The organism is Gordonia shandongensis DSM 45094, assembly GCF_000423025.1.
Taxonomy (GTDB): Bacteria; Actinomycetota; Actinomycetes; order Mycobacteriales; family Mycobacteriaceae; genus Gordonia; species Gordonia shandongensis.
In genome coordinates, this window is record NZ_AUHE01000002.1 from 234,636 (window position 1) to 251,663 (window position 17,028).

Here is a 17,028-nt window from a genome sequence, read left to right on the forward strand (position 1 = left end):
CCAGTGAGGCGGAGAAGGAGGTCGACGTGGCTCCGCCAGTCGATGGTGCGCGCCCACAGCGCGTCCTGCTCGATGCGTCCGATGTCGGTCGCACCGTGGCCCGCATGGCCCACCAGATCATCGAGAAGACCGCCGTGGACGGACCCGATGCGCGGCCGGTGGTCCTCATCGGCATCCCGACGCGCGGGACCTCCCTGGCGATGCGCCTGGCCGACCGGATCGCGGAGTTCTCCGGGGTGAGCGTGCCGACGGGCTATCTGGACATCACGCTGTACCGCGACGACCTCCGCGACAAACCCCACCGGCCCCTCGAGCGGACCCTGGTCCCCGAGGGCGGCGTCGACGGCGCCCTGGTGATCCTCGTCGACGACGTCCTCTTCTCGGGACGGACGGTTCGCGCCGCCCTCGACGCGCTGCGCGATCTGGGCCGACCGGCGGCCGTACAACTGGCGGTCCTCGTCGACCGCGGGCACCGCGAACTGCCGCTGCGCGCCGATTACGTGGGCAAGAACGTCCCGACCTCGCGCGACGAAGACGTGCAGGTCCACCTCCACGAACACGACGGCGCCGACGAGGTGGTCCTGCGATGAGGCACTTGCTCGCGGCCGCCGACCTCACCCGCGACGAAGCGGTCGACCTCCTCGACGAGGCGGAACGCTTCGAACAGGCGTTGACCGGTCGAGAGATCCGCAAACTCCCCACCCTCCGCGGCCGCACCGTGATGACGGTCTTCTACGAGAACTCCACCCGAACCAGGGTGTCGTTCGAAGTCGCGGGGAAGTGGATGAGCGCCGACGTCATCAACGTCAGCGCGTCGAGTTCGTCGGTCAACAAGGGAGAATCACTTCGCGACACGGCCAAGACGTTGTGCGCGGCCGGCGCCGACACCCTGATCGTCCGCCATCCCGCCTCGGGCGCGGCCGCGCAGATCGCCGGGTGGACCGAGGGACCCGCGGTGATCAACGCGGGCGACGGGATGCACGAACATCCCACCCAGGCGCTCCTGGACGCGCTGACGCTCCGCCAGCGACTCGGCTCCCTGACCGGACGTCGCATCGGCATCGTCGGGGACATCCTGCACTCGCGCGTCGCGCGGTCGAACGCCCACCTGCTCGCCACGCTCGGCGCCGAAGTGGTCCTCATCGCCCCGCCGACACTGCTCCCGACGGGCGTCGACACCTGGCCGGTCCGGGTCGCGACGTCGATCGACGCCGAACTCGCGGCACTCGACGCGGTGATGATGCTGCGCGTCCAGGCCGAGCGGATGAACGGCGGCTTCTTCCCCAGCGCCCGGGAGTACGCCGTGCGGTACGGCCTCAACGACACCCGACTGGCGTTGCTCCGCGACGATGCGGTCGTCCTGCATCCGGGGCCGATGCTTCGCGGCATGGAGATCGGTTTCGGCGTCGCCGACGCCCCCCAGTCGACGGTGCTGGAGCAGGTCCGCAACGGCGTGCACGTCCGCATGGCCGTCCTGTTCCGGCTCTTGGCCGGGGCCGACGAGAACCCGGTCCACCACACCCCCGCAGGAGGAGAGCAGCAGTGACCGTCACCGGTTCGGTACTGATCAGGAATGTCCGTCCCTACGGTGAAGGCGAGCCGCTCGACGTCGCGGTGACCGACGGCGTGATCGCCGCGGTCGGCGCGGTTCCCGACACGCACGTCGCAGACGACGAGATCGACGGGCGCGGCGGAGTGCTGCTGCCGGGCCTCGTCGATCTGCACACTCACCTGCGCGAACCGGGACGTGAGGACACCGAGACCGTCGAGTCCGGATCGCGTGCGGCAGCACGCGGCGGCTTCACCGCGGTGTTCGCGATGGCCAACACGGCGCCGGTCGCCGACAACGCGACGATCACCGACCACGTGTGGCGCCTCGGTCGGGAGGTCGGTCTCGTCGACGTGCACCCGGTGGGCGCGGTCACCGTGGGCCTGGCCGGTGAACAACTCGCGGAGATGGGCATGATGGCCGACGGCGCCGCCGGAGTCCGATTGTTCAGCGACGACGGCAAATGCGTTCACGACCCGGTGATCATGAAACGGGCCCTCGAGTATGCGACGGGACTGGGCGTGCTGATCTCCCAACACTCCGAGGACCCGCGGCTCACGCAGGGAGCGGTCGCCCACGACGGGCCGACCGCGGCCCGTCTGGGACTGGCCGGTTGGCCCCGCGCCGCCGAGGAGTCGATCGTCGCGCGGGACGCCCTCCTCGCCCGCGATGCGGGCGCCCGGATCCACGTGGCCCACGCGTCGACCGCCGGCACCGTGGAGCTGATCCGCTGGGCGCGCGGTCAGGGGATCGACATCACCGCCGAGGTGACGCCCCACCATCTGCTGCTGGACGACTCCCGGCTGGCGACCTACGACGGAGTGAACCGGGTGAACCCGCCGCTGCGTGAGGAGAGCGACACCCGTGCACTGCGGGCCGCTCTCGCCGAAGGGGTGGTCGACTGCGTCGCCACCGACCACGCACCGCATGCGGCACAGGAGAAGTGCTGCGAATTCTCGCAAGCGCGACCGGGGATGCTCGGTCTGGAGACGGCGCTGTCCGTGGTCGCCGAGACGATGGTGACCGCAGGGCTCCTCGACTGGCGCGGCGTGGCCCGCGTGATGAGCGAGCGGCCCGCACAGATCGTCGGGCTCGACGATCAGGGGCGGCCGCTCACGGCGGGGGAGCCGGCCAACCTCACGATCGTCGATCCGGACGCCACCTGGACGGTGCGGGACGACGCGCTGGCGAGCCGGTCGCAGAACACCCCGTACCGGGAGATGACGCTGCCCGCCCTGGTGACCGCCACCGTCCTGCGCGGCAGGGTGACCGCGCGGCGCGCCGCGAACGGCGGTGCCTGGCAGTGAGCACCGGCCTGTACTACACGCTGCTCGTCCTCGGCGCCGTCGCCCTGTGGGGCGTTCTGGTGAGCCTCGCGTTGTGGGGTTGGCGGAATCGGGGTCGCAGGCAGCTCGAGGCGGTCGGTACCCCGCCGACCGCGCCCGCCGACCTCGGCGAACCGATCCGCGGTCCGCACACGGGCCTGTACCTGGGCAGCACCCTTGCGCCGAGTTGGCAGGACCGGGTCGCCGTCGGCGACCTCGGCGACCGAGCGGACTCCCTGCTCAGCGAGTATTCCGACGGCCTGCTGATCGCCCGGAAGGGGGCATCGCAGATCTGGATCCCCCGCGCATCGATCGTGGCGGTCAGGACGGAGCGGGGACTCGCGGGCAAGGCGATGACCCGCGACGGCGTTCTGGTCATCCGGTGGGAGCTGACGACCGGCACGCAGATCGACTCGGGGCTGCGCGCCGACGACAAGACGGTGTATCCGGAATGGGTCGAGGCGTTCGCGGAGGTCACCGAGAAGGCTTACCGGGCCCAAGAGCGCCTGGATGAGAGTGAATCTGGCACCACGAGGAAGAAGGACGAGAGATGAGCAAAGCGGTAATGGTGCTGGAGAACGGCCGGGTCTTCACCGGCGAGTCGTTCGGCGCGGTCGGCCGCACCCTCGGCGAAGCGGTGTTCTGCACGGCGATGACCGGTTACCAGGAGACGCTGACCGATCCGAGCTACCACCGGCAGATCCTGGTGGCCACGGCCCCGCAGATCGGTAACACGGGGTGGAACACCGAAGACAGTGAGAGCCTGCTGGGCCGTCGATCCGAGGTCAGCTGGTCGGCGGACTTCATCGACCACGGTGACCCCGGGCGGATCTGGGTCGCCGGTTACGCGGTGCGGAACCCGACCCGCCGCGTCTCGAACTGGCGTGCCGGCTCCTCGCTGGAAGACGAGCTGGCCGCGCAGGGCGTGGTCGGCATCGCCGGAATCGACACCCGCGCGGTGGTGCGCGTCCTGCGGGACAGCGGTGCGATGCGCGCCGGGATCTTCTCCGGCGACGCCCTCGGCCCGGTCGACGAGATGGTCGAGGCGGTGCGGTCGCAACCGGCGATGGCCGGTGCCGACCTCGCGAGTGCGGTGAGCACCGCCGAACCGTATCTGGTGCGCGCGGCGGGCGGCAGCGGCAGGCTGACCGTCGCGGCGCTCGACCTGGGGATCAAGGCGAACACGCCCCGCATGCTCGCCGCCCGCGGTGTCGACGTGCACATCCTGCCGTCGAACGCCACCCTGGCCGACGTGACGGCGGTGAAACCGGACGGATTCTTCCTGTCGAACGGGCCCGGCGATCCCGCCACCGCCGATGCGGCGGTCGACCTGACACGGGAGGTCATCGACGCCGGTCTGCCGACGTTCGGAATCTGCTTCGGCAACCAGATCATCGGCCGCGCGTTCGGGCGCGAGACCTACAAGCTCCGGTTCGGACATCGCGGCATCAACATCCCGGTCAAAGATCTGACGACCGGGCGCGTCGCCATCACCTCGCAGAACCACGGATTCGCGATCGAAGGCGAGGCCGGGGAGGAGTTCGACACGGACTTCGGACCCGCCCGCGTCTCGCACGTCTGCGCCAACGACGGCGTGGTGGAGGGCGTGGAACTCCAGACGGGGCGCGTCTTCTCGGTGCAATACCACCCCGAGGCCGCGTCCGGTCCGCACGACGCCGCCAACCTCTTCGACAAGTTCGTCTCCGTGATGGAAGGAACCCACTCCTGATGCCCCGTCGTACAGACATCTCCCACGTCCTGGTCATCGGCTCGGGTCCGATCGTCATCGGCCAGGCCTGCGAGTTCGACTACTCCGGCACCCAGGCGTGCCGCGTGTTGAAGGCCGAGGGCCTCCGCGTGTCGCTGGTCAACTCCAACCCGGCGACGATCATGACCGACCCGGAGTTCGCGGACGCCACCTACATCGAACCGATCAGCCCCGACTACATCGAGAAGGTCATCGAGACCGAGGCCGCGCAGGGTCACCCGATCGATGCGGTGCTGGCGACCCTCGGCGGCCAGACGGCGCTCAACGCCGCCGTCGGCCTGCATGAGCAGGGCATCCTCGCCAAGCACGGCATCGAGCTGATCGGCGCCGACTTCGACGCGATCCAGCGCGGTGAGGACCGTCAGATGTTCAAGGACATCGTCACGGAGGTCGGCGGCGAGAGTGCGCGGTCGCGTGTCTGCCACACGATGGACGAGGTCCGCGAGACGGTCGCCGACCTCGGCTTCCCCGTCGTCGTCCGGCCGTCGTTCACCATGGGCGGACTCGGCTCCGGCCTGGCCTACGACGACGACGATCTGGATCGGATCGCCGGCGGCGGACTGGCGGCGTCGCCGACGGCGAACGTGCTCATCGAGGAGTCGATCCTCGGGTGGAAGGAGTTCGAACTCGAACTGATGCGCGACAACCGCGACAACGTCGTGGTGATCTGCTCCATCGAGAACGTCGATCCGGTCGGCGTCCACACGGGCGACTCGATCACGGTCGCCCCGGCGATGACGCTCACCGACCGCGAATACCAGCAGATGCGCGACCTGTCGATCGCGATCATCCGCAAGGTCGGGGTCGACACCGGCGGCTGCAACATCCAGTTCGCCCAGGACCCGCGCGACGGCCGCATGGTCGTCATCGAGATGAACCCGCGTGTCTCGCGGTCCTCGGCGCTGGCGTCGAAGGCCACGGGATACCCGATCGCCAAGATGGCGGCCAAGCTGGCCATCGGTTACTCGCTCGACGAGATCATGAACGACATCACCGAGGTCACCCCCGCGTGCTTCGAGCCGGCACTCGACTACGTGGTGGTGAAGGCGCCGCGTTTCGCGTTCGAGAAGTTCCCGGGCGCCGACGACACCCTCACCACCACGATGAAGTCGGTCGGTGAGGCGATGAGCCTCGGCCGCAGCTTCGCCGAGGCGTTCGGCAAGGTGATGCGGTCCCTGGAGACCAAGTCGGCGGGATTCTGGACCGAGGCCGACCGCCCGGACCCGGCGGACGTCGACGTCGAGGGCCTGCTCGCCGAGATCGCGGTGCCCAAGGACGGGCGGATGTACGCCATCATGCTCCTGCTGGAGGCCGGCGCGTCCATCGAACAGATCTACGCGGCGACCGGGATCGACCCCTGGTTCCTCGCCGAGATCGCCGCGGTCGGAGAGATCGGCGGCGAGGTCCGCGATGCCGCAGAACTCGATGAGCACCTGCTGCGGGTCGCGAAGAGCAACGGCCTCTCGGACCGGCAGATCGCCGCGTTGCGCGGTGACGACGAGGATGCGATCCGCGAACTGCGCACCGGGCTGGGCGTGCGGCCGGTCTACAAGACGGTCGACACCTGTGCGGCCGAGTTCGAGGCGCGCACCCCGTACCACTACAGCTCCTACGAGCTCGATCCCGCAGCGACCAGCGAGGTGACGCCGCAGACCGACCGCCCCAAGGTGATGATCCTGGGGTCGGGTCCCAACCGCATCGGCCAGGGCATCGAGTTCGACTACTCGTGCGTGCACGCCGCGCTGACCCTGTCGGAGGCCGGGTACGAGACGGTCATGGTCAACTGCAACCCCGAGACGGTCTCCACCGACTACGACACCGCCGATCGGCTGTACTTCGAGCCGCTCACCTTCGAGGACGTCCTCGAGGTGTACCGGGCCGAGTGCGAGTCCGGGACCGTCGCCGGCGTGATCGTGCAGCTCGGCGGTCAGACGCCGCTGGGCCTGGCCGCGCGACTGGAGGAGGCGGGTGTGCCGATCGTCGGCACCAGTCCGGCGGCGATCGACCTCGCCGAGGACCGCGGCGAGTTCGGCGACGTGCTGACCGCCGCGAACCTGCCCGCGCCGCAGTTCGGAACCGCGACCACGTTCGCCGGCGCCCGCGACATCGCGGCCGACATCGGGTACCCGGTCCTCGTGCGCCCCTCGTACGTGCTGGGCGGCCGCGGCATGCAGATCGTCTACGACGAAGACGCCCTCGCCTCGTACATCGAGAACGCCACTGAGATCTCCGACGACCGGCCCGTCCTCGTCGATCGATTCCTCGAGGGCGCCGTGGAGATCGACGTCGATGCGCTGTGCGACGGTGACGAGGTCTACATCGGCGGGATCATGGAGCACATCGAGGAGGCGGGCATCCACTCGGGCGACTCGGCGTGCGCCCTGCCGCCGATCACGCTCGGAGCCGACGTGGTGGAGCGGGTGCGCACCTCGACGGCGGCGCTCGCCGAGGGACTGGGGGTGCGCGGCCTGATGAACGTGCAGTACGCCCTCGCCGACAACGTCCTCTACGTCCTCGAGGCGAACCCGCGAGCGAGCCGGACCGTGCCCTTCGTCTCCAAGGCGACGGCCGTCCCGCTGGCCAAGGCGTGCGCCCGCGTGATGATGGGCATGTCGATCGCCGAGCTCCGCGAACAGCAGATCCTGCCGGAGACGGGCGACGGATCGGTGACGCCGGCGTCGGCGCCCGTCGCGGTCAAGGAGGCGGTCCTTCCCTTCAACCGGTTCCGTCGCAAGGACGGGACCGGCGTCGACACCCTGCTCAGCCCGGAGATGAAGTCGACCGGCGAGGTGATGGGCCTCGACGCCGAGTTCGGCCGAGCATTCGCGAAGTCGCAGCAGGCGGCCGGTGGCGCACTGCCGGTCTCGGGCACGGTCTTCGTGTCGGTGGCCGACCGCGACAAGGCGTCGATCATCTTCCCGATGAAGCGGCTGGCCGATCTCGGGTTCACGGTGCTCGCGACAGGAGGGACGGCAGACGTCTTGCGCCGCAACGGCATCGAGGTGGAGACCGTGCGCAAGGCCTATGAGGCCACGGAGGGGGAGCGGACGGTGATCGACGCGATCGCGGCCCGCGAGGTCGACCTCATCATCAACACCCCGTACGGAACCGCGGGTCCCCGCGTCGACGGCTACGAGATCCGGGCCGCCGCGATCGCGGCGACGGTGCCGTTCATCACCACGGTGCAGGGGGCCGGAGCCGCCGTCCAGGGCGTCGAGGCGACGATCAGCTCCGGGATGGGCGTCATGTCGCTGCAGCGGCGGCACTCTCTGATGCAGGCCGGGAGGTGACCGGCGAGGGCTTCGGCGGCCGCTATCGCGCCGCCGTCGCCGGGCGGGGACGGCTCTGCGCCGGTATCGATCCGCACCCGAGCCTCCTCGAACAGTGGGGACTCCCGGTCACCGCCGACGGCCTCGCCGCATTCGCCGATGCGTGCGTCGCCGGCATCGCCCCGGTGGCCGCGGTGATCAAACCCCAGGTCGCCTTCTTCGAGATGTTCGGGGCAGCGGGTTTCGCAGTGCTCGAGCGAGTCATCTCCGGTTGCCGGGAGGCCGGGGCCCTGGTGGTGGCCGATGCCAAACGGGGTGACATCGGTTCCACGATGGCCGCATACAGCACCGCATGGCTCGATGAGGCGTCACCGCTCTGCTCGGACGCCGTGACGGTGTCGCCGTATCTCGGGTTCGGGTCGCTCGCGCCCGCCGTGGAGCAGGCGGCGGCCACCGGGCGCGCCGTCTTCGCGCTGGCCCGCACGTCGAATCCGGAAGGCGCGCGAGTGCAGACCGCCGACAGTGCGGGACGCAGTGTGGCCCAGTCGATCGTCGACGACGCCGCACGCGTGAACACGGCCGGTTCGGGCACGGTCGGCGTCGTCGTCGGCGCGACCCGAGACCACGGACTGGACCTGTCGACCCTCTCCGGTCCGGTGCTCGCGCCCGGCCTCGGAGCACAGGGAGCCACGGCCGCCGACCTGGCCCGGATCTTCGTCGACTGCGATCCGACCTGGATTCTGCCGGCAGCGAGCCGGAGCATTCTGCGTGCCGGACCGGATCCGGCCGCGCTGGCCGCTGCCGTCGCGGTGACGCGCGACGAGATCGAGGCCGCCCTCTAGGTGTATTGCCCCGTGAGGTTGTGAACGCGGTCTGAGGGAGCTTGGCCGCCGATGCCGGGTGGGGTCGGTGGTGATTGTAGTGGTGGAGCCATGCGGTGTAGGCGGCTTCTTGTTCGGCTTCGTTGGCATTGGGTTTCGCGTAGGCCCATTCGGCGGCCAGGGTCTGGTTGAAGCGTTCGACGTTTCCGTTCGTCTGGGGCCGGTAGGGCTTGGTCGTCTTGTGCTTGATCCCGGTCTCGGCGAGGGCTTCGGCGAACATCGCCGAGCGGTAGTAGGAGCCGTTGTCAGTCATCACTGCGGTCACCGGCACGCCGCGTTCGGTGAAGAATGTGTTGGCGCGGCGCCAGAACCCGGCCGCGGTTTCGTTGCGTTGGTCGTCGAGGATCTCCGAGTACGCCACCCGGGAGTGGTCGTCGACGGCGTGATGCAGGTAGCGGTAGCCACGCGAGCCCGGTGCGCCCGAACGGGCAGCCCGGTCGCGGGCCATGCTGGCGGTTCGGTCGGCGGCCGATCCGCGATCATGCACGCGCCAGCCTCCATCGTCGGGGACTCGGCCCTGCTTGTTGATGTCGACGTGCACGAGTCGTCCGGGCCGGTCGACCTCGTAGCGTTTCGGTTGCGGTCTGCGTACCGGTAGTCCGGTGGCCTGGTCGATGTTGTCCAGCCGCGGCATCTGGTAGCGATCGAGGACCCGGCCGACAGTTGAACGCGGAATACCCAGGTGATAGGCGATCCGGTGCGGCCCCCACCGGCGGGTGCAGCGCAGTTTGATGATCCGGCGCTCGGTGCGGCGGGGCAGCCGGGCCGGTGAATGTGCGGGCCGGGAACTACGGTCGGTCAGCACCTGGCCGGCACGGTAGCGGTCGGCCCACCGTTTCGCCGTGGCCGGTGAACACTGGAACCGCTCGGCGGCACGCCGCAAGGACCACCCCCGTCCACGACCAGGCAAGCGAGGCGTCGACGCCCCTCGGGTGTCAAAGGTGCGTTAGCGTGAGTCACGAAGACCTCCGTGGCTAGATCGTGAGTGTGGTAACCCACATCCTGCCCGGAGGTCTTCGTCCTACCTCAGATGTTCACAACGTGTCGGGGAAGTACACCTAGAAGAGGATGGGTCGCGGACCCGTCAGCCGCGGCCGATCCGCTCGCGGAACGCCGCGATCGCCGGCCAGGTGGCCTGCTCGGCATCGGCGCCCGTGAGCAGCCCGAGGTGGCTCGACTCGACGGTGTGGAACTCCACGTGCACCGACGAGGTGAACAGGGTCCGACCGTGCTCGGCCGCCGCGTGGCTGACGATGGCGTCGCGGTGCGAGCCGACCATGAACACCGGCGCCGTGACGGCCGTCAGGTCGACGTCGACATCGCCGAACCGGAGTCGGCCGCGGGCGATCTCGTCGCGGACGATGAGGTTGACCAGCATCTGTTCGCTCACCCGGCCCGGGTAGCCGGGCAGCGACCCCTGGAAGCGGTCGATCACCTGCATGCGGACCAGCGCGTCGACGTCGTCGAGGTTCTGCAGAATGTACTTGGGCTTCTTGACCTCGCGTTCCCAGGCGGTGGCCCGGTAGGCCAACCGAACCAGCGGTGAGGGGATCCCGCCGAGGGCACGGAGCGCATAGGTGACGGGCCGACCGTCCGTCGGCGCCAGGAGCGCCCGAACCAGCGGGTAGGGAGCGATGCGCTGATAGTTCAACGGTGTACCGACGGTGATCACCGACCGGATCGGCAGATCGCGGCGTGCACCCGCCGTCAACAGGGAGAGCGTGCCGCCCAGACTCCACCCCATGAGGTCGACGGCGTCGGCTCCCGACCGGAAGTCGTCGACGACCTCGGCGACCGCTCGGGGAATGATTCCGTCGATGTAGTCCTCGAACCCGAGGCGGCGGTCGGCCCACGACACGCCGCCGAAGTCGACGACGTAGGGGACCGTGCCCGTCGACAGCAGGAACTCGACCACCGAGTTCGCCGGGGACGCGTTCGGCGCGAGGTCGTAGCAGGCGGCGGGCACCGCCAGCGGCGGGACGAGCAGGATCGGGACCGCGCCGCGTGCGCGAGCGGATTCGAGCTGGTCGGGGGAGCCGTAACGGATCAGGCGGGCATTCGGTCGCTCGGAGATCGAGACGGACTCGGTGGCGGTCCGCGGTGCGAGGTCATCGGTCAGCACGCGCGCGAGGGTCCGCAGGTCACTCAGCATGGAGCGCACCGTACCCGGTGGGGTGAACTTTCGGCGCGCCCGGGGCGGTTGCCACACGATCGGGGGCCTCGGGGGTACCGTTTGTGCTGGTCCGATTGCATCGTCGCCGACGCACCGCGTTAGGCTGGACCCAATTCGCTCGTAGGGCGCAGCCCGAGGCGGACGAATCGCGAGGCGTTGGTATAGCGTCGCGTGGACAAACCGAACTGTAGAAACGAAAGACGGAGGAACCGTGGCTCTTCCCCAGTTGACCGATGAGCAGCGCGCTGCAGCCCTTGAGAAGGCAGCAGCCGCTCGTCGCGTGCGTGCCGAACTGAAGAACCGTCTCAAGAGCGGTGGCACCAACCTTCAGCAGGTGCTGGCCGACGCCGAGAACGATGAGATTCTGGGCAAGATGAAGGTTTCGGCGCTGCTCGAAGCCCTGCCCAAGGTCGGCAAGGTCAAGGCGCAGGAGATCATGACCGAGCTGGAGATCGCTCCGACCCGTCGCGTCCGCGGCCTCGGCGACCGCCAGCGCAAGGCGCTGCTCGAGAAGTTCAGCTCCTGAGCGTGACTCGGGATCACACCCGATCGAGGGGCCGACTGGTGGTACTGGTCGGCCCCTCGGCCGTCGGGAAGTCGACAGTCGTGCGCCGACTGCGCGAGCTGGTCCCGAATCTGTGGTTCTCGGTGTCGGCGACGACGCGAGATCCCCGCCCGGGGGAGGTCGACGGACACGACTACCATTTCGTCAGCCGGGATCGGTTCGACGAGATGATCGCCGCGGACCAGCTGCTCGAATGGGCGGAGATCCACGGCGGGCTGCAGCGGTCGGGGACCCCGTCGGCGCCCGTGCGCGAGGCGCTGGACGCCGGCGCGCCGGTGCTGCTGGAGGTCGACGTCCAGGGCGCGCGCGCAGTGGCGGCGGCGATGCCCGAGGCCAGGACCGTTTTTCTGGCGCCGCCGAGCTGGGACGCACTCGTGTCGCGGCTGACCGGTCGGGGCACCGAGACGGCCGAGGTGATCGAGCGTCGGTTGGCGACCGCGCGCTCGGAGATGGCCGCCCGGGGGGAGTTCGACGTCGTCGTCGTCAACGACGATGTCGACGAAGCCGCACGACAATTGGTAAACTTGCTGGTTGGGCCGTCGTCGCATGACGCGGACCGAACCAAGACTTCGCAGGAGAATTGAGTGAGCACTCAGATCGAGACCGAGACAACCGTCGTCGACGACACCGTCTACGACACCCCGCTGGGTATCACGAACCCGCCGATCGATGAGCTCCTCGAGCGCACCTCGTCGAAGTACGCGCTGGTCATCTACGCCGCCAAGCGTGCGCGACAGATCAACGACTACTACAACCAGCTCGCCGAGGGCATCCTCGAATTCGTCGGCCCGCTGGTGGAGCCCGGCGTGCACGAGAAGCCGCTGTCCATCGCCATGCGCGAGATCCACTCGGACCTGCTCGAGCACACCGAAGGCGAGTAGGCCGCGCCCGTGACCAGAGCTCACGTCATCATCGGGGTGGGCGGTGGCATCGCTGCCTACAAGGTCTGCTCGGTCATCCGGCACTACACCGAGGCCGGGCACGACGTCCGCGTGATGCCGACCCGCGCCGCACTCAACTTCGTCGGCCGGGCGACCTTCGAGGCGCTGTCGGGCAACCCGGTGAGCACCGAGGTCTTCGATGACGTCGACGAGGTGGCACACGTCGCGCTCGGTCGACAGGCCGACCTGGTGATCATCGCGCCGGCCACCGCGGACCTCATGGCGCGCGCCGTCGCCGGACGTGCCGACGATCTGCTCACGGCCTCGCTGCTCACGGCGCGCTGCCCGGTGCTGTTCGTCCCCGCCATGCACACCGAGATGTGGGAACACCCGGCCACCGTCGCAAACGTCGAGACGCTCCGAGGCCGCGGTGCCGTGGTGATGACCCCCGCCAGCGGCCGACTGACCGGCAGCGACACCGGCGCCGGGCGGATGCCCGAGCCGAGCGAGATCGCCGCGCTCGGCGATCTCCTCCTCGATCGGGCGGACGCGCTGCCGTACGACCTCGACGGCGTTCGGATGGTGATCAGCGCGGGCGGCACCCGAGAAGCACTCGATCCGGTTCGCTACCTCGGCAACCACAGCTCGGGGAAGCAGGGCTACGCGCTGGCGCGTGCCGCCGCGCAACGCGGAGCAGCCGTGACCCTCGTCTCCGGCGCGACGTCCGATCCCGGTGATCCCGCCGCCGTGACCGTCGTGACCGTCGACTCGGCGCGAGAACTCCAGGAACAGATGAGCCTGCTGGCGCGGGAGGCCGACGTCGTCATCATGTCGGCAGCGGTCGCCGACTTCCGCCCCGTCGCGGTCGCCGATGCGAAGATCAAGAAGACCGCGGGCGGCGAACCCGCGCCCATCGAGCTGGCGACCAACCCCGACATCCTGGCCGGACTGGTCACCGATCGCGGGGAGGGACGCATCCCGACCGAGAGCGTCATCGTCGGCTTCGCCGCCGAGACCGGTGACGCCGACGGCGGTGTCCTCGACCACGGTCGCGCCAAACTCCGACGCAAGGGCTGCGACCTGTTGGTCGTCAACGCGGTCGGGGAGGGCAAGGCGTTCGGCACCGACGACAACACCGGGTGGCTCCTGGCCTCCGACGGAACCGAGACCGTGCTGCCTTTCGGCTCAAAAACTTTGATGGCGAGCAGAATCCTTGACGTAGTGGCTTCGCTCGTGCCTCATGGACAGGTGCCTTCGAGCACCTGACACCGCGCCTGCGGGCACCGACACCGCCCACCGGCACCGACACCGCCTACGGGCACGTCACCCATTGACGACTATCTCTGAGAGGAACCGATGAGCGCCTCAGCGTCCCGTCTATTCACGAGCGAATCCGTCACGGAGGGGCACCCGGACAAGATCTGTGACGCGATCAGCGACTCGATCCTGGACGCGATGCTGGCCGACGACCCGACCGCGAAGGTGGCCGTCGAGACGCTGGTCACGACGGGCCAGGTCCACGTCGCCGGTGAAGTCAACACCAGCGCGTACGTCGACATCCCGACGATCGTCCGCGACAAGATCCTCGAGATCGGCTACGACTCGTCGACCAAGGGCTTCGACGGCGCGTCGTGCGGTGTCAACATCGCCATCGGAGCCCAGTCTCCGGAGATCGCCCAGGGCCTCACCTCGTCACACGAATCCCGGTACGGCCTCACCGACGACGAGATCGATCGCCAGGGGGCCGGTGACCAGGGCCTCATGTTCGGTTACGCGGCCGACGAGACCCCCGAGCTGATGCCGCTGCCGATCGCGCTCGCGCACCGGCTCTCGCGGCGCCTCACCGAGGTCCGCAAGACGGGCGTGCTTCCCTACCTGCGTCCCGACGGCAAGACCCAGGTCACCGTCGAGTACAACGGCGACACCCCGGTCCGACTGGACACGGTGGTGGTCTCCACCCAGCACGCCGCCGACATCGACCTCGACGGCATGCTCGCCCCCGACATCCGGACGCATGTGCTCCGGCCGGTGCTCGACGAACTCCGGCTCCCGTCCGCACTCGACACCTCCGACCCGCGGCTGCTGGTGAATCCGACGGGGAGCTTCGTCCTCGGCGGGCCGATGGGCGATGCGGGACTCACCGGGCGCAAGATCATCGTCGACACCTACGGCGGAATGGCGCGTCATGGCGGGGGTGCCTTCTCCGGCAAGGACCCGTCCAAGGTCGATCGCAGTGCGGCGTACGCGATGCGCTGGGTCGCGAAGAACGCCGTCGCCGCGGGACTGGCCAAGCGGATCGAGGTCCAGGTCGCCTACGCGATCGGCAAGGCCGCCCCGGTCGGCCTGTTCGTGGAGACCTTCGGTACCGAGAACGTCGATCCCGGACTGATCCAGAAGGCCATCTCGCAGGTCTTCGACCTGCGGCCGGGCGCGATCGTCCGCGACCTCGACCTGCTGGCGCCCATCTACGGACCGACCGCGGCGTACGGTCATTTCGGCCGTACCGATGTGGATCTGCCGTGGGAGCGGACCGATCGCGTCGACGAGCTGCGCGCGGCCGCCGGACTCTGACGCCGGGTGACACCCGCGCGGGGAGAACCGGTGTCGGGACCGGCACGCAACCAACGGGTCGCCGCACAGCGGCGACCCGTTGCTCGCGTTCTGCCGATGCTCGGTCTGGCCCACCTGGACCGCCCGTTCGACTACCTGGTCGACGAACGCTCCGACGCCGATGCGCAGCCCGGCGTGCGCGTTCGAGTCCGGTTCGCCGGTCGGCTCGTCGACGGGTTCCTCCTCGAACGGGTCGACCGCAGCGATCATGACGGGCGACTCGCGTGGCTCGACCGCGTCGTATCGCCCGAACAGGTGTTGACCCCCGAACTGGCGGTCCTGTGCCGCGGTGTCGCCGATCGGTATGCGGGGACCATGGCAGACGTTCTGCGGTTGGCGATTCCGCCTCGACACGCCCGGGTCGAGAAGGAGACGTCGAAGACGACCGACGAGCCGCCGACCGCGCCTGAGCCGCCGGCCCCCGACGCGACCGGATGGAGCCGCTACGACGGGGGACCGGAGTTCATCGCCGCGGCCGTCGCCGGCGACCGCCCGCGCATCTGCTGGCAGGCGCTTCCCGGCGAGGATGTGGCCGAACGCCTCGCCGAGCTGGCTGCCGCGGTGTCCGCGGCCTCCCTCGGCGTGGTGATCGTGGTGCCCGATCAACGGGACCTGGACCGGCTCGAGGCGGCGTGCACGCCGCTGCTCGGCGAACAGTGCGTGACGCTGGCGGCCGGCCTCGGGCCGACCGCGCGGTACCGGCGGTGGCTGTCGGTCCTCCGCGGTCACGCGCGGGTGGTGATCGGCACGCGCAGCGCCGTCTTCGCGCCGGTGACCCGCTTGGGGCTGATCGTGGTGTTCGACGACGGCGACGACAGCCTGGACGAGCCGAGGTCGCCCTACCCGCACCCGCGGGAGGTCGCGGTGCTGCGGGCGCACGCGACGGGCGCGGCGCTCGCCGTCGGCGGGCACGCTCGGACCGCCGAGGCACAGGCCCTCGTCGAGTCCGGATGGGCGCACGACGTGACGGCACCGCGTGCGGTGGTGCGCGCGCAGATGCCCCGCATCCGGGGCATCTCCGACGACGACCGGCGGGTGGCGGGTGACCCGCTCGCCCGATCGGCGCGGATCCCGGGGATCGCCTTCGACGCCGCGCGCCGCGCCCTGGCCGACGGTCACCCCGTCCTGTTCAGCGTTCCCCGACGCGGGTATCTGCCGTCGGTGGCGTGTGCGCGGTGTCGGGCGCATGCGCGCTGCCGAGCCTGTCACGGGCCGCTCCAGATGAACGACCGGGGTGCGCTCGCATGCCGGTGGTGCGGACGTGCCGAGAATCGGTTCGTCTGCCCGACCTGCGGGGCCAGGGCGGTTCGAGCGCTGACGGTCGGGGACCGGCGGACCGCTGAGGAACTCGGGCGGGCCTTTCCCGGCATCCCGGTCGTGACATCCGGCGGCGACCGGATCGTCGACGAACTTCCCGAGGGCCCACGCGTGGTGGTCGCGACACCGGGGGCGGCGCCGCGCGCCCCGCGGGGCTACGGTGCGGCCGTGGTCCTCGACACCTGGGCCCAACTCGACCGCGAGGATCTGCGGGCTGCCGAGCACGCCGTGCACGCGTGGATGGCCGTTGGAACGCTCGTGCGATCGGCAGCCGAGGGCGGCGCGATGGTCGTCGTCGCGGACGCGTCCGACCGCGCCGTCCAGGCACTGATCCGGTGGGACCCGGTCGGCTTCGCGACGGTGGAGTTGGGCAACCGGAGCGAACTCGGATTTCCGCCCGCGGTGACCATGGCCTCCGTCGACGGGCCCGAACAGGCGGTCTCGGCGTTTCTGGATCTCATCGACATGCCGCCCAGCGCTCAGACGCTCGGACCGGTACCGCTTCCCGCCGGTGTCCGCCGGCCCGCCGGGCTCGACGACGGGCCGGTGGAACGGATGCTGGTGCGGACGCCGCGAGCGCACGGTCGAGAGCTGGCTGCGGCGCTGCGCGCCGCGCAGGCGCTCCGCAATGCCCGCCACGAGGACACCGCGGGCATCAGGGTCCAGGTCGATCCCCCTACGATTGGTTGA

General features: G+C 69.8%; 14 protein-coding genes and 1 pseudogene. 13 read left to right on the top strand and 2 right to left on the bottom strand.

Features of this window, described 5'->3' with window-relative positions:
* The first annotated feature begins 26 nt into the window (after window positions 1-26).
* From pyrR to pyrF, 7 genes are read left to right on the top strand one after another with little or no spacing between them, the layout of a single operon-like run.
* Window positions 27-590, top strand: a complete 564-nt coding sequence (gene pyrR, locus G528_RS0103945) for a bifunctional pyr operon transcriptional regulator/uracil phosphoribosyltransferase PyrR (protein WP_026917838.1) — start codon at window positions 27-29, stop codon at window positions 588-590.
* On the top strand, window positions 587-1,546 hold the full coding sequence (locus tag G528_RS0103950; RefSeq protein WP_026917839.1) for an aspartate carbamoyltransferase catalytic subunit: 960 nt from the start codon (window positions 587-589) through the stop codon (window positions 1,544-1,546). Before pyrR ends, G528_RS0103950 begins: the two co-directional genes overlap by 4 nt.
* The gene (locus G528_RS0103955) at window positions 1,543-2,856 is read left to right on the top strand and encodes a dihydroorotase (protein WP_026917840.1); all 1,314 of its coding nucleotides are present in this window, start codon (window positions 1,543-1,545) and stop codon (window positions 2,854-2,856) included. Before G528_RS0103950 ends, G528_RS0103955 begins: the two co-directional genes overlap by 4 nt.
* Complete coding sequence (locus tag G528_RS0103960; protein ID WP_035718840.1) at window positions 2,853-3,428, top strand: PH-like domain-containing protein; 576 nt, start codon at window positions 2,853-2,855, stop codon at window positions 3,426-3,428. Before G528_RS0103955 ends, G528_RS0103960 begins: the two co-directional genes overlap by 4 nt.
* Window positions 3,425-4,603, top strand: coding sequence for a glutamine-hydrolyzing carbamoyl-phosphate synthase small subunit (carA, locus tag G528_RS0103965; protein WP_026917841.1), 1,179 nt, complete (start codon window positions 3,425-3,427; stop codon window positions 4,601-4,603). Before G528_RS0103960 ends, carA begins: the two co-directional genes overlap by 4 nt.
* The gene (carB, locus tag G528_RS0103970) at window positions 4,603-7,932 is read left to right on the top strand and encodes a carbamoyl-phosphate synthase large subunit (protein WP_026917842.1); all 3,330 of its coding nucleotides are present in this window, start codon (window positions 4,603-4,605) and stop codon (window positions 7,930-7,932) included. The genes carA and carB overlap by 1 nt, the downstream gene beginning before the upstream one ends.
* Window positions 7,929-8,753: an orotidine-5'-phosphate decarboxylase gene (gene pyrF / locus G528_RS0103975; RefSeq protein ID WP_026917843.1), complete on the top strand. Its 825-nt coding sequence runs from the start codon at window positions 7,929-7,931 to the stop codon at window positions 8,751-8,753. Before carB ends, pyrF begins: the two co-directional genes overlap by 4 nt.
* Here the strand turns inward: pyrF and G528_RS18145 are convergent.
* Window positions 8,750-9,752 (bottom strand): annotated as a pseudogene (locus G528_RS18145) (IS481 family transposase). The gene pyrF and the pseudogene G528_RS18145 overlap by 4 nt on opposite strands.
* Before the next feature lie 124 nt (window positions 9,753-9,876).
* Entirely contained in the window at window positions 9,877-10,944 is a 1,068-nt protein-coding gene (locus tag G528_RS0103985) for an alpha/beta fold hydrolase (RefSeq protein WP_026917845.1), read from the bottom strand.
* A 232-nt stretch (window positions 10,945-11,176) separates the two neighbouring features.
* Here G528_RS0103985 and mihF point away from each other — a divergent pair, with 232 nt between their 5' ends.
* The 6 genes from mihF to G528_RS0104015 all read left to right on the top strand — a co-directional run bounded on the left by mihF (window position 11,177) and on the right by G528_RS0104015 (window position 17,028).
* Window positions 11,177-11,491 (top strand): integration host factor, actinobacterial type, encoded by a 315-nt coding sequence (gene mihF, locus G528_RS0103990; protein WP_006894812.1) that lies wholly within the window; start codon window positions 11,177-11,179, stop codon window positions 11,489-11,491.
* A 2-nt stretch (window positions 11,492-11,493) separates the two neighbouring features.
* Window positions 11,494-12,114 (top strand): guanylate kinase, encoded by a 621-nt coding sequence (gmk, locus tag G528_RS0103995; protein WP_026917846.1) that lies wholly within the window; start codon window positions 11,494-11,496, stop codon window positions 12,112-12,114.
* Complete coding sequence (gene rpoZ / locus G528_RS0104000; protein ID WP_026917847.1) at window positions 12,115-12,411, top strand: DNA-directed RNA polymerase subunit omega; 297 nt, start codon at window positions 12,115-12,117, stop codon at window positions 12,409-12,411. It abuts the gene before it with no gap.
* Between the two features lie 9 nt (window positions 12,412-12,420).
* Window positions 12,421-13,677 carry a bifunctional phosphopantothenoylcysteine decarboxylase/phosphopantothenate--cysteine ligase CoaBC gene (gene coaBC / locus G528_RS0104005; RefSeq protein ID WP_026917848.1) on the top strand — a complete coding sequence of 419 codons (1,257 nt, stop codon included), beginning with the start codon at window positions 12,421-12,423 and terminating at the stop codon, window positions 13,675-13,677.
* Between the two features lie 90 nt (window positions 13,678-13,767).
* Complete coding sequence (gene metK, locus G528_RS0104010; RefSeq protein WP_026917849.1) at window positions 13,768-14,982, top strand: methionine adenosyltransferase; 1,215 nt, start codon at window positions 13,768-13,770, stop codon at window positions 14,980-14,982.
* Window positions 14,983-15,078: 96 nt separating this feature from the next.
* Complete coding sequence (locus G528_RS0104015) at window positions 15,079-17,028, top strand: primosomal protein N' (RefSeq protein WP_026917850.1); 1,950 nt, start codon at window positions 15,079-15,081, stop codon at window positions 17,026-17,028.